Source organism: Streptomyces sp. NPDC003691 (assembly GCF_053981115.1).
Map to the genome: position 1 here is coordinate 1 of NZ_JBSFNQ010000142.1, position 12,412 is coordinate 12,412.

The following is a 12,412-nucleotide window of genomic DNA, read 5'->3' on the forward strand; positions in this document are numbered from 1 at the left end:
GGGCTGGCTGGCGGACCGGTGTTCTCGGGACCGGCGGCAGTGAGCTGTCGGTGCAGGTGGCGGACCACAACGGCACGCCCTACATCAATGTGGGCCTGGCCGGTGGCAGTGCGGTCAAGTTCGCCAAGAAGGACCCCTTCGGCGTCGACCGGAGTCCCAGCCCCAGCTGGCGCTCCCACAAGGGCTTCGTCGGCGGTGACGACGACTCCTCGACCGGTCTGGTGCATCTGGGGGCCCGCGAGTACGAACCGGCCACCGGCCGGTTCATCTCCGCCGACCCGCTGATCGACATCGGTGACCCGGTCCAGATCAACGGCTACTCGTACAGCGAGAACAACCCGGTCACCTTCGCCGACCCGACCGGTCTGATGTCGGCCGCCCAGGGTGGCGGCGGCGGTGGCGGCGGTTACAACGGCGACGAGTACGGCGGGCCGTCCAAGAGCGAGCTGTCCTGGGCGCAGGCCGAGCAGAACCGTTCGATGTCGAGTGTGATCGCGGACGCGGGCTGGTCCCTGCTGAAGGGTCTGATCGGCTACGACGACATGATCGCCTGCTTCTCCCGGGGCGATCTGTGGGCCTGTGGCCGCATGATCATCGACGCCCTGCCGTGGACGAAGGTCTTCAGCGCGGCGAAGAAGGTCTGGCAGGCCGTCAGCAGGATCTCGGGTGCCATCTCCGCCTGGAAGAAGGCCCAGGAGAAGGCCCGCCAGATCATCGAGATGGCCCGCAAGGCCCAGGAGGCGGCCAGAAAGGCGGCCGAAGCCAAGAAGAAGGCCGCCGAGAAGGCCGCCCAGCTCAAGAAGAAGGCCGAACAGGCCAAGCTGAGAGCGGCGAAGCAGGCGGCGCAGAAGACCGGAAACGCCGTACAGAAGGCGAAGAAGGCCGCGGCCAAGAAAGCCGAGAAGCCCATCAACCGGGCCCGGCAGCAGGTCAAGAAGGAGGATTCACCGGGCAAGAGCGGGCGCAGCGGTTCGCGCAGCGGCAGCTCCCGCGGTGAGGGTTCGTCGAGCGGCGGGGCGGGGCCCGGCTGCAAGTCGGACAGCAACAGCTTCGTTCCCGGCACGCTGGTCCTGATGGCGGACGGTACGACCAAGCCGATCGAAGAGGTCAGGAACGGCGACCGGGTCGTCGCCACCGACCCCGAGACCGGAGAGACCGCCGTCGAGACCGTCGTCGGTGAGATCAGGGGCGAGGGCAGCAAGAACCTCGTCGAGATCACGATCGACACCGACGGGGCGAAGGGCTCGGCCACCTCGACCGTCACCGCCACCGACGGCCACCCCTTCTGGGTTCCCGAGCTGAAGGAGTGGATCGACGCCACCGACCTGGCGGCCGGGAACTGGCTCCGCACCGGAGCCGGCACCCTCGCCCAGATCACCGCGGTCGAGCGTCATACGGCCCAGGCCACGGTCCACAACTTCACCGTCAGCGATCTCCACACCTACTACGTGCTGGCGGGGGCCGTTCCGGTCCTGGCGCACAACTGCCCGACCGGCGGATTCATCTCCAAGATAATCTCCCGTTCGAAGCCGGAACGGCCCGAGCCGAACGCGACCGTGGCGGATCTGCGGAGCATCCGGATCGAGGATGTCGGCGGTACCGACCAGAGCCGTGGTCAGATGAAGAAGCTGAAGAAGCTGGATGAAGACAAGCTGATGACCTCGGTGTTCACACCCAAGTCCGGTCCGGGAGACGTGCTGACCGTGGGAACGGCGGAGAAGCGGATGTCCAACGGCAACCATCGGGCCTATCTGCTGATGGAAGCCGCCAGACATCATGCGAACACCGGTGAGGGCAAGATTGCCTGGGATACACCGATCTACATCCGCAACTGGGAGAACTGGTCGAGCTAGATGGGAATCCTCGGCAGAGGTCCGCGCCCGGGTGCCGTAGGGCCGGAGGAGGTGGCCGGCGCTCTGATCGTCGACGGCTTCCTGGAGATCAGAACGGTCTCCAGGGGAGCCCTCTCCGGTCGGGACACGGACACCACGGCGGCCTTCGAGCGCATCGCGGAGATCTCCAACCTGTGCCATTCGCTGCCCGTCACCACCACCGGCGGACGGCGGGAGCGGGAAGAGCGGGCCGCGCATGCACTCGGCTGGCGCTACACCCATGCGAGTGAGAGCGGCAGGGCCTGGGTCCGGGCGGTTCTCCGGGCCCGGGGAGCAGAGTACGAGCACGCGCTGGAAGAGGCGCTGAAGCGGTTCCGTACGGAGGACTGATTCCGCACCCGTCCTCCTCCGCTCCGGCACCCCGGGGGCCCGTCGCCTGTCACAGGCGGCGGGCCCCCTCGCCGTTCCGTCCGCGCGGCCCGTGCGGCCGCCCGCGGGGTTCCGTCCGCGCGCGGGCGGCGCGGGTCAGTGGGCGGCGTCGAGGCGGGCCCGCTGTTCCGCGGTCAGTTCCAGGTCGACCGCCGCGAGGCTCTCGTCGAGCTGGGCCACCGAGGAGGCGCCGACCAGCGGGATCACCGGGATCTCACCGCCGATGAGCCAGGAGAGGACGACCTGGTTGCGGGTGGCTCCGGTCTCCTTGGCCACGGCGTCCAGGGCCGCGAGCCGTACGGGCGTACCGGCGTGGTCGAAGTCCTCGCCGAAGGGGCGGTTCTCCTGGGTGTAGGCGCCGCCGAGGAGCGGGGTGTAGGCGACCAGGGCGAGTTGAGGCTCCGCGCGGAGATAGCTGATGAGGTCGCCGCCGACGACACCGAAGGGGCCGTCCTGGGAGGCCGCGTCGGGCCGGTCGGTGCGGCGGCGCAGATAGCTGTGGCTGTACTGGAGGACCTCGTAGCCGGGGAGTCCGGCGGCCGCGGCGTGGGCGCGGGAGCGTTCCACCTGCCAGGCCCAGTGGTTGCTGACGCCGAGCAGGCCGGCCGTGCCGTCGGCGACCAGGGCGGCGAATCCTTCGACGGTTTCGGCGAGCGGGGTGGAGCGGTCCTGGATATGGGCGTAGAGCAGGGGGAGCCGGTCCAGGCCGAGGCGTTCGCGGCTCTCGTCCGCGGCGGTGCGGATGGTCCGGGCCGAGAGCCCTTCGGGGTTGTCGATCCACCCGGTGCCGGCTTCCCGGGGGCGGGCGCCCAGCTTGGTGGCGATGGTGATCTCGTCTCCGACGCCGCGGCTGCGGCGCCAGCGGCCGAGGAGCTCCTCGCTCGCTCCGCCGCGGCTGTCGTCGAGCCAGTAGGCGTAGTTGTTGGAGGTGTCGATGAAGGTGCCGCCCGCCTCGGCGAAGCGGTCGAGGACGGCGAACGAGGTCTTCTCGTCGGTGCGGGTGCCGAAGAGCATCGCGCCGAGGCTGAGCACGCTCACGGTGCGGCTGGTGGCCGGGTCGCTGCCGATGCGCCGGTACTTCATGGGTCCCCCTCGGGTGCGGTGGTTCCGCGGCCCGTGCGGTGCGCGGGCCTGCCGAGGAGCATTCCTGTTGGAGTGCGCTGCAAGTCAAGGGCGGTTCGGACGGGCCGTCGCCGCGGGTCCGGCGGCAGCCGGGTACACGGGCCCGACGGCTGCGGAGAGGCCCGCCCGGCGGGTCAGCCTTCGTCGGGTTCGGCGTGGGCGGCCATGATGTCGGTCTCGTACTGGTCGACGACCTGCTCGGCCGTGCGGCCGGTGTAGCGGGCGACCTCGTCCACGGTGGCGACGGCCCAGTTGGCGAGGGACAGGGCGAAGGCGAGTACAGCGTCGGGGCCCTGGGAGCGCCGGACGCCGAGGAGGAAGGCGAGGTTCAGATAGGGGACGAGTTCCGGCGGCTGTTCGGTGTTCTGCCGGACGAGGGCGATGGTGGTCCGGGTCGCCTCCGCGCGCAGCGGCAGCAGCCGCTCGCGCTCGGCCTGGACCTCGGCGACCATCCGCCTGCGCGATTCCCTGTCCACGCGACCTCCCCGTCCGCGGCGCTCTCCGCCGGGAGCCACGGTACGGAAGCGGGGCGGGCCGGGTGGGGGAAACGGGTCAGGCGCTCCCCCCGGGGCCGGAACGGCGGGTCCGGGGCCGTATGGGTGCCCGGTAGTGGACTGGTGTTCCGTACGGCGCCCGGTGGACGGGCGCCGTACGGCGGGGTGCGTCGTCCGGCGGTCAGAAGCGGACGGACCAGGTGACCGACGCCTTCATGGTGGCGGCGATCTGCGGGTCGCGGACCGACGGGCTGCGGTCCTCGGCGGTGACGGTGAGCCGGTGGGCGCGCCGGTCGAGCAGGCGCGGGGCGAGGTGGGCGACCTTCACCTCGGAACGTCCGGCGAAGCGGGGCAGTTCCTTGCCGTCGAGGTACCAGCGGAGGGTGAGCTGCCGGCCGTCGGCGCCGGTCAGCTTCACCGGGGCGGCCTTCGCGGTGTGGCGCAGCCGCAGCACGCTGTCCGTGGGCGTGACGGCGGTCACCGGCTTGGCGTGGCGGTAGAAGCCCGCGATCATCGCCTCGGTGCCGGGGAGGTTGAAGGGCTTGTCGACGGAGCGCATCATCGAGTTCTCGGTGGGCCGGTTGAGGCCCTTGACGAAGTAGCCGCCGCCTTCGTAGGCGCCGACGGTGCCGCCGTCGGGCGAGGTCTCGCCGAGCCAGCGGTGCCACTTGACGCGCTGCTGGCCGATGGCGGCCGCAGAGAGCGTGGAGATGTTGGTGTCGGCGGGCTCGGGGCCGGTGTACTGCTCGTAGCCCGGGTAGCCGGGGTAGAAGTACTCGTCGGCGAGCTTGCCGAGGGAGTGTCCGGTCTCGTGGATGGCGACCTGGCCGGACTTGGGGTTGCCCGCGGACGCGGTGGCGATGCCCTCGTAGCCGAGGCTCTGGCTGGGCTCGTTGTATCCGGCGCCGCCGTACTTGGTGCTGTTGGCGAGGACGATGACGAGGTCGGCCTCGGGTGCCTTGGCGGCGTAGCGGTCGACCTTGGCCTGGTCGATGCAGAGGAGCCGCTCGATGTCACCGCACCAGAAGTAGGAGCCGAGGGCGGTGTCGCGGACGGTGGCCCGGTCCGGGTCCCCGGTGACGCCGGACTGGTTGGAGACGGCGTCGACGGCCCAGACGTTGAAGAGTCCGCGGTAGGTCGTGTACGGCTCGACGGCGGCGGTCTGGTCCCAGATGGCGCGGGCGTCGGCCTGGAAGCGGGGCAGTTCGGCGGCGGTGTAGCCGTCGCCGATGACCACGATGTCGAGGCGGTCGGCGGTGCTGCCGGTGCCGGTCAGCCGGGTGACGCGGCCGTCCTCGGCGGCTTCCGCGGCGGACAGCTTCGGGGCGGGCCGGTCCCGGCCCGCGGCCGGGACGAGGGTGTGGCCGGAGCCGGCGGCGGCGCCGTACTCCGGGCCGGGTATCTCGACCTCGACCCGCGGCGGTACGGTCGGTCCGGCGGCGGCCTGGTCGGCGCTCGCGCCGGGGGCCACGACGAGGGCGGCGGTGACGACGGCGGCGGCACCGGCCGCGGTCAAGGCTCCGCGTCGGATGAACGAGGGCATAACGGGTCCCCTCCCCAGAGGCGATTCAAGTCGAGTTAAACAATGAGTTAAGTCCACTTAATTGCGTGCTTAAGCTAGGGGTCCCGGACCCGACTGCGCAATGCCCCGCGGACGGTCGATACTGGGGGTCCGAATCGGCAGGGGGGTTCTGGGTGCAGGGGGATTCCATGGAGGACCAAGAGGCCGGGATCGGCCGCCGGGTGCAACGGCTGCGCAAACAGCTCGGCATGACACAGCGTCAGCTCGCCGAGCCGTCGTACACCCCCGCGTACATCTCCATCGTCGAGTCCGGGCGGGTCCGGCCGTCGGAGGCCGCGCTGCGGTTTCTCGCCGGACGGCTCAACACCTCGGTGGAGGAACTGACGACCGGGCGGCCCGCCCGGCTCGCCACCGAACTGCGGCTCGCCCTCACCGACGCCCAGCGCGAGCTGGCCACCGGCTCCGCCGCCGACGCCGCCGGGGCCTTCGAACGCGTCGCCGCCGACGCGGCCCGGCTGGGGCTGGATCCCGAGCAGGCGGAGGCCGCCCTCGGGCTCGGGGACTGCGCGCTGGAGACCGGGGACCTCGAAGCCGCACTGGGGCACTTCGAGGAGGCGGAACGGCTGCTGGCCGATGCCCCGCTGCCCCGGCGGGCACGGGCGGTACGCGGCCGGGCGGTGGCCCATCTGCTCACCGGCGAACTGCGGTACGCCTGTTATCTGCTGGAGTCGGCGATCGAGGAGCTGAGCACCAGCGGGCTGGCCGATCCGGAGGCGCTGGTGCTGCTGTACGCGGCCGTCATCGGCCCGTACATCGATATGGGGGCGCATGCCCGGGCGGCGCATGCGGCCGAACTCGCGCTGGCGCTGGCGCCGCGGGTCAGCGATCCGGCGCTGGTCGCCGGGATGCACCGGCAGGTGGCACGGACCTTCCTCGCCGAGGGCCGGATCGCGGACGCCGACGCCTCACTGGCCAAGGCGCAGGCCATATACCGTCAGCTCAGGCTGGGCACCGATCTCGCCCACTGCCACTGGATGCGCGGCTACGTCCATGCCCAGGGCGGTGAACTCGCGCTCGCCGAAACCGAGCTGCGGACCGCCCGGGACATGCTCAGCGCCCGCCGCGCGGAGCTGTTCACCGCGCAGGTGGAGGTGGAGCTGGCGGACGTGCTGCGGCGGATGGGCCGCTACGACCAGGCCGCGGAGGTGGCCGGGACGCTGCTGCGGCTGGACGACCGGCACGGCGCGGTGCACGCGGGCGGTGCGCACCGGCTGCTCGGGCTGATCGCCGAGGAGCGCGGCCGGGCCGAGGAGGCCGAGGAGCACTATGTGAAGGCGCTGGCGCTGCTGGAGCGCAGCGGCGCGAGCGGGGATCTGGCGGACCTCTGCCGGCTGCTGGGGGACCTGTTGCGGCGGGCCGGGCGGGTGGAGGCGGCGATGGACGCCTACCGTACGGGGCTGGGCTACCGGGCGGCGCCGGGGACGACGACGCTGGGTCCGCCGCCCGCCGCTCCCCCGCGCCCGGAGGAGTGAGGGCGCGGAGGAGCGGAGGAGTGGGGGCACGGAGTACGGCCGGGGCGCTGCCGTTCAGGGGCGGACCCGGTCCAGGGAGGGCATCAGGCGCAGGGCGTTGTCGCGGTTGATGCGGCGCCGCTGCAGCGGGGTGAGCCCGGCGGCGCGGTCCAGCGCGGGCAGCGCGACATCGGTGATGGTGTCGGCGGGCGTGGCCGGCCAGTCGCTGCCGTAGAGGATGCGGGTGGGGTCGGTGGTGGCCAGCAGGGCGGCCGCGGCGGCCGCGCCCAGGGGGGCGGCGGTGTCGTAGTAGAAGCGGTGCAGATGGTCCCGTACCCGTTCGGCCTCGACCTCCGGTGTCAGGAAGTGGGCGAAGGCGCTCATCCGGTCGGCGATGAACGGGAGGAACCCGCCGCCGTGCGGCAGGATGAACTTCAGCCGGGGGTAGCGGTCGAGCGTCCCGTTGACGATGAGACTGACGGCCGCGCGGGTGGTGTCGAGGGGGAAGTCGCAGTAGAACGCGGGCACCCCGGGGACGGCGGGCCGGGCGGGGTCGGTGCCGGGCAGCTCGTGCGGATGGGTGTTGACGACCGCCGCCCGTTCGTCGAGTTCGGCGAACAGCCGGTCCTGGGAGGGGTCCCCGAGATAGATGCCGCGAGTGTTGGCGCGGGTCTGGACGCCGACGGCGCCCAGTTCACCGAGGCCCCGGGCGATGGAGTGGCGCGAGGTCTCCAGGTCGTCGGGGAAGACCGGGGTGAAGAAGGCGAACCGGCCGGGGTGGTCGGCGATCAGCCGGGCGACCGCGTCCAGGGCCACATCGACGCTCTCCCGGCGCTGGGCGGCGGATGCGAAACCGCGGACCGGCATGGCGGGGCTCACGACCGCGGTCGCGATCCCGGCCCGGTCCATCAGACCGAGGGTGGTGTCCGCGTCCCACCGGGTCCACCAGGGCAACTGGGCGGCCGACACCAGGCCCTTCCGTTCGGCCCAGGCGAGCCATTCGGGAGCGGTGTAGTGGTGGTGGACGTCGATACGGGCGGCCCGGCCGTCGGCACCGGGCCGGCCGGGTACCGCGGGTCCGGAGGCCGCGGGGCGGGCCGCGGCCGGGGTGGGGGCGGCCACGGCCGCTGCCGCGGCGGCGGCAGCGGGGGCCATCAGCAGCAGGTTCCGGCGGCCCACGGCCGGGGGCTCGTTCGACATGTCCGTGTCCCTGGTCGGTGCGGGGATGGGGCTCCCACTCTGGGCCGCCGGCGCCCGGCGCACGCCGGGCACACGCCGGGCGGGCGCCGGGATCGCCCGAATGCGGGCGCCGCCGGGACGGCCGGGCGGGTGATCCGCGGCGCGGTCCGCCGGGCGCCTCGCGCCGGGGGCCGCGGCGGGGCGTGGCATGGTCCGGCCCCGCGGCGGGGCGCCGCGGGGCCGGATCCGGTGGTGCGGGTCAGGGCGACGGGGTCCCGGAGCTGTCGGAGGTTCCGGAGGTCTCGGAGGTCTCGGGAGTCGCCGACGGCGAGGAGGCGGACGGGGAGGTGGACGGGGAGGCCGACGGCGACGGGGACTCGGTGCCGCTCTGCTTCTCCTGGGCGCTCCCGGTCGGCAGGGCGTAGACGTGGTCGGGACTGACGATCTCGGTGACGGCCTCGGCGAAGAGCGTGCTCGGCTCGGCGCCGTCGTGGAGGATGTCCGTGTTGATGACGATGACCATCGTGGCCTGCGACTCGGGCAGATAGACGGCGACCGCCTCGTAGCCGGGCAGCGAGCCGTTGTGGCCGATCCAGCCGTTGGTGTTGAAGATGCCGAGGCCGTAGCCGGTGCCCGGGAAGCCGGTGTCCTCGAATTCGAGCCGCTGGTTCTGGGTCTCCGGGGTCAGCAGGGTGCCGGTGGCCAGCGTACGGGCCCAGCTCCGCAGGTCCTCCAGGTCCGAGATCATCGCCCCGGCGGCCCAGCCCCACGAGGGGTCCCAGTCCGTGGCGTCCTCGACCTTCCCGGACGCGGTCTGGTTGGTGTAGCCGTGGGCGTGCGGGCTGGGGAACTCGGCGCCGACGGGGAAGAGGGTACGGTCGAGACCGGCCGGGTCCAGGACATGGTCCTGGATATAGCGGGCGAGGGGCGCACCGCCCGCCTTCTCCACCACCAGCCCCAGCAGGATCAGATTGGTGTTGCAATAGTCGAAGCGTTCACCGGGCGGGAAGAGCACCGGGTGCTTGAACGAGTAGTCGAGGAGTTCCTGCGGGGTGAAGGGCCGGTTCGGGTCGGTCGTCAGCGCCTTGTAGAAGTCTGGGTCCTCGGAGTAGTTGTAGAGCCCGCTGCGCATTCCGGCCAGTTGCCGCAGGGTGATCTCGTCGCCGTTGGGCACCCCTGACACGTACTTCCCGATCGGGTCGTCGAGGCCCACCTTGCCCTCGTCGGCGAGTTCGAGGACGGCGGTGACGGTGAACGTCTTGGTGAGACTGCCGATCCGGGTGTAGAGGTCGCTCTCCATGGGGGCGCCGGTGGACTTGTCGGCGGTGCCGAAGGAGCGTACGTAACTGCCCTTGCCGGGCGCCCAGACGCCCACCGACACACCGGGTACCGAGGTTTCGCTCTGCACCTTGCGGATGGCGTCGTCGAGCCGGGCTGCCACGGAGGCGTCGAGTTCGGTGAAATCCCCGCTCGGTGAGGGCGAGGGGGCGAGAACGGAACCGGCGGGCGCGGTGGCCGCGAAGGGGTGCGCGGCCGGTGCGGCCGCGCCGTACGCGAGTCCGGTGGACGCCGGTGCGAGCAGCAGTCCGGCGAGTGCCGTGCTCACCCAGGCGGTACGCCAGCGGGGCGACGGAGACTTCACGGCGGCCCTCCTCCGACGGGGACAGGGGTCTGTCCAGGCTAGGCCCGTTCGGGTGAGCCCGCACGGCGGGGCGGATGCCCCGGCGCGGGGCGCGGGAGCACCGCCCGTACGGCCCGGTGCCCGGTCCCGCCGCGGGGGCCGCACCGGTGGCCGGTCACCGTTCGTGCAATTGCATACGCGATTGCATCCGGGTTTCCGTACGGTGGAGTGTGCACGGAACGGAACCGGAACACATGCTTCACGAGGGGCCTCGCAGTGGAACAGATCTACAACGGTGTGCGGGCGACCGCGCTGTCCTCGGTCACCTGGACGAAGAGCAGCCAGAGCAATGCCACGGGCAACTGTGTCGAGCTGGCCGCGCTTCCCGGCGGGGCGGTCGCCATCCGCAACTCCCGTGATCCCCACGGCCCGGCGCTGATCTACACGCGCGACGAGGTCGCCGCCTTTGTGGCGGGCGCCCGGGCAGGCGATTTCGACGCGGTCATCGGCCGATAATCCACGGGCGGGCGCGGGGTTCGGCCGGGCCCGCCCCGGCATGGTGAATACTGGCGTTCCTCCCGTATCCCGACCCGCGTCCGCAGGAGCGCCCGATGGCTTCAGCCGAACCCTCCGAGCCGTGGTTCCTCCGGCCACTGGGCCCGGTGGAGAACAACCCCACGGCGCTCCGGCTGATCCTCGGCGGCAAGCTGCGCGAGCTGCGGATCACGGCGGGCCTCGACCCCGCCGACGTGGACTCCCGGCTCGGTTTCTCCCGTTCGAAGACCAGCCGCATCGAACTCGGGCGGCACGGCTGCAAACGGGCCGACGCCCTGGCGCTGCTGGCGCTGTACGGAGTGGCGGGCGAGGACCGGGTCGGGGAGTTCATGCGGCTGCTGGAGCAGTCGCACCGCCCCGACTGGTGGCGCTCGTACAGCGATGTGCTGTCGGACTTCTTCACCCCGCTGGTCGCCCTGGAGGGGGCGGCGGAGCGGATCCGTACGTACGAGCCGTTCTATGTGCCCGGGCTGCTCCAGACACCGGCGTACACCCATGCCGTCATCAAGGCGGGCCCCGGCGGGCTGTCGGCCCGGGACGCGATCCGCCGGGTGGAGCTGCGGCAGGAGCGGCAGCGGCAGCTCGACCTGCCGGACGCGCCGCGGCTCTGGGCGATCGTCGACGAATCCGTTCTGCTGCGGGCGGTCGGCGGCCGGGAGGTGATGCGCTCGCAGCTGGAGCATCTGCTGAAGATGATGGAGCGGCCGCGGGTGACGCTCCAGGTGGCCCCGCTGGACGTGTCGGCGGCCATCGGCATCGGTACCGGGGTGACCTTCCTCCGGTTCGCCCTCGGCGATCTCAAGGACGCGGTCTACCTCGAACATCTGACGGACTCGACCTTCAGTCAGAAACCGAAGGTGGTGGAGGAGTACCGGGACATGATGGACCGGCTGGGGGCCTGTGCGCTCACTCCGGTGGAGTCGGCGAAGGTGCTGCGCCGTCAGCTCGGGGTGCTGAGCGGGGCCTGAGCCGGGCCCGCGCGGGGCCGGACGGTCCTGCGGTTCGCCGCCCGGCGGACGGCAGGCGGCGAACCGGCACCCCGGTGTCCGGGATGCCGCTCCCCCGCGGCCGCAGCACGGCTCAGCCGATTCGGGCGATACCTCCCCATTCAATCCATTCGTCGGTCTGCTGGACCGGGTCGAGGTCGCTGTCCGGCCGCCAGGCCGACACCTCGACCAGGCCGGGTTCGAGGATCTCCAGGCCGTCGAAGTAGGCGCGGACCTCGCTCTCTTCGCGGACCCGGCCCCAGGTGCCGCCGGTCGCCCGTGCCATGAAGTCGGTGACGTAGCGGCGGATCTCCGGCCGGTCGCTGACCAGCTGGCAGACGACGAGGAAGCTGCCGGGGGCGAGGGACGCGGCAACCCGGCGCAGCAGGGCCGCGGGGTCGCTCTCGTCCGGGATGCAGTGCAGGACCGAGACGAACAGCGCGGCGACGGGCCGGGTGAAGTCGATGAGCCGGCGGGTCTCCTCGTGCCCCAGGATGCCGCAGGTGTCCCGCAGGTCCGCCTGGAGGACCACGGTGCGTTCGTCCTCCTCCAGCAGGGCGCGGCCGTGGGCCAGGACGATCGGGTCGTTGTCGACGTACACCACGCGGCAGCCGGGGTCGACGGCCTGGGCGACCTGGTGGACGTTGTCGCGGGTGGGCAGTCCGGAGCCGTGGTCGATGAACTGGCGTATGCCGTAGTCGCGGGCGAGGACACGGACCGCGCGGCGGAGGAAGCGCCGGTTGTTGACGGCCAGCGTCCGTGTGCTGGGCACCTGCTCCAGCAGCTTCTCGCTGGCGATCCGGTCGGCTTCGTAGTGGTCGCTGCCCCCCAGGTAGTAGTCGTACATCCGGGCCACGCTCGGCACCGTGGTGTCGATGGCCTCGGGGCGCCACGACGTGATCTGCATCCGGTTGCTCACCCGCATTCCCGTTCGTTCGAGCGGTGGCCCATGCTAGGGCGTGTCTGACGAATAGCGTTGTCCGCCCGGAGGGCGGGGCCTACGGCGTCCGGCGCGTGCAATCGCAAGGCGGTGGGGGTACCCCCGGCGAAGCCAGGGGGCGGTTTCCCTCGTACTGGACGTACTTGGGAAATCCCGACAACGCTGGGGGTCCCCCCGTGCCCGCAGGGCACAGGGGGAGAGTGTGCGTGCCGGGCGTCGCG

At 72.0% G+C, this 12,412-nt stretch carries 11 protein-coding genes; 5 read left to right on the forward strand and 6 right to left on the reverse strand.

All coding sequences use genetic code 11. The features are described 5' to 3' along the window. Both ACWDR0_RS32945 and ACWDR0_RS32950 read left to right on the forward strand, forming a co-directional pair. A partial coding sequence (locus ACWDR0_RS32945) for a polymorphic toxin-type HINT domain-containing protein (protein WP_456355499.1) occupies positions 1-1,853 on the forward strand: 1,853 nt, incomplete at its 5' end. A gap of 51 nt (positions 1,854-1,904) precedes the next feature. Then, positions 1,905-2,222 (forward strand): hypothetical protein, encoded by a 318-nt coding sequence (locus tag ACWDR0_RS32950; protein ID WP_456355500.1) that lies wholly within the window; start codon positions 1,905-1,907, stop codon positions 2,220-2,222. A 135-nt stretch (positions 2,223-2,357) separates the two neighbouring features. Here ACWDR0_RS32950 and ACWDR0_RS32955 read toward each other — a convergent pair whose 3' ends face one another. From ACWDR0_RS32955 to ACWDR0_RS32965, 3 genes are all read right to left on the reverse strand, one after another. Beyond that, on the reverse strand, positions 2,358-3,344 hold the full coding sequence (locus ACWDR0_RS32955; RefSeq protein WP_456355501.1) for an aldo/keto reductase: 987 nt from the start codon (positions 3,342-3,344) through the stop codon (positions 2,358-2,360). A gap of 173 nt (positions 3,345-3,517) precedes the next feature. Next, entirely contained in the window at positions 3,518-3,859 is a 342-nt protein-coding gene (locus ACWDR0_RS32960) for a hypothetical protein (protein WP_456355502.1), read from the reverse strand. Positions 3,860-4,058: 199 nt separating this feature from the next. Beyond that, positions 4,059-5,420, reverse strand: coding sequence for a M64 family metallopeptidase (locus ACWDR0_RS32965; RefSeq protein ID WP_456355503.1), 1,362 nt, complete (start codon positions 5,418-5,420; stop codon positions 4,059-4,061). A 167-nt stretch (positions 5,421-5,587) separates the two neighbouring features. Between ACWDR0_RS32965 and ACWDR0_RS32970 the strand changes: the two genes are divergently transcribed. Further along, positions 5,588-6,931: a tetratricopeptide repeat protein gene (locus ACWDR0_RS32970; protein ID WP_456355504.1), complete on the forward strand. Its 1,344-nt coding sequence runs from the start codon at positions 5,588-5,590 to the stop codon at positions 6,929-6,931. Between the two features lie 54 nt (positions 6,932-6,985). On the opposite strand, the gene ACWDR0_RS32975 is transcribed toward ACWDR0_RS32970, so the two are convergent. After that, positions 6,986-8,110: an amidohydrolase family protein gene (locus ACWDR0_RS32975; protein WP_456355505.1), complete on the reverse strand. Its 1,125-nt coding sequence runs from the start codon at positions 8,108-8,110 to the stop codon at positions 6,986-6,988. Between the two features lie 238 nt (positions 8,111-8,348). Then, positions 8,349-9,731 carry a serine hydrolase domain-containing protein gene (locus ACWDR0_RS32980; RefSeq protein WP_456355506.1) on the reverse strand — a complete coding sequence of 461 codons (1,383 nt, stop codon included), beginning with the start codon at positions 9,729-9,731 and terminating at the stop codon, positions 8,349-8,351. Positions 9,732-9,986: 255 nt separating this feature from the next. Here ACWDR0_RS32980 and ACWDR0_RS32985 point away from each other — a divergent pair, with 255 nt between their 5' ends. Then, positions 9,987-10,226 carry a DUF397 domain-containing protein gene (locus ACWDR0_RS32985; RefSeq protein WP_456355507.1) on the forward strand — a complete coding sequence of 80 codons (240 nt, stop codon included), beginning with the start codon at positions 9,987-9,989 and terminating at the stop codon, positions 10,224-10,226. A 95-nt stretch (positions 10,227-10,321) separates the two neighbouring features. Beyond that, a complete protein-coding gene (locus ACWDR0_RS32990) occupies positions 10,322-11,233 on the forward strand; it encodes a helix-turn-helix domain-containing protein (protein WP_456355508.1) in 912 nt (303 codons plus the stop codon). A gap of 112 nt (positions 11,234-11,345) precedes the next feature. On the opposite strand, the gene ACWDR0_RS32995 is transcribed toward ACWDR0_RS32990, so the two are convergent. Next, positions 11,346-12,158: an SAM-dependent methyltransferase gene (locus tag ACWDR0_RS32995; RefSeq protein ID WP_456355509.1), complete on the reverse strand. Its 813-nt coding sequence runs from the start codon at positions 12,156-12,158 to the stop codon at positions 11,346-11,348. Positions 12,159-12,412 lie beyond the last annotated feature (254 nt).

Coding starts and splice junctions, on each gene's coding strand:
- ACWDR0_RS32955 (WP_456355501.1), bottom strand. CDS start 3,344: ATGAAGTACCGGCGCATCGGCAGCGACCCGGCCACCAGCCGCACCGTG.
- ACWDR0_RS32965 (WP_456355503.1), bottom strand. CDS start 5,420: ATGCCCTCGTTCATCCGACGCGGAGCCTTGACCGCGGCCGGTGCCGCC.
- ACWDR0_RS32970 (WP_456355504.1), top strand. CDS start 5,588: ATGGAGGACCAAGAGGCCGGGATCGGCCGCCGGGTGCAACGGCTGCGC.
- ACWDR0_RS32975 (WP_456355505.1), bottom strand. CDS start 8,110: ATGTCGAACGAGCCCCCGGCCGTGGGCCGCCGGAACCTGCTGCTGATG.
- ACWDR0_RS32990 (WP_456355508.1), top strand. CDS start 10,322: ATGGCTTCAGCCGAACCCTCCGAGCCGTGGTTCCTCCGGCCACTGGGC.
- ACWDR0_RS32995 (WP_456355509.1), bottom strand. CDS start 12,158: ATGCAGATCACGTCGTGGCGCCCCGAGGCCATCGACACCACGGTGCCG.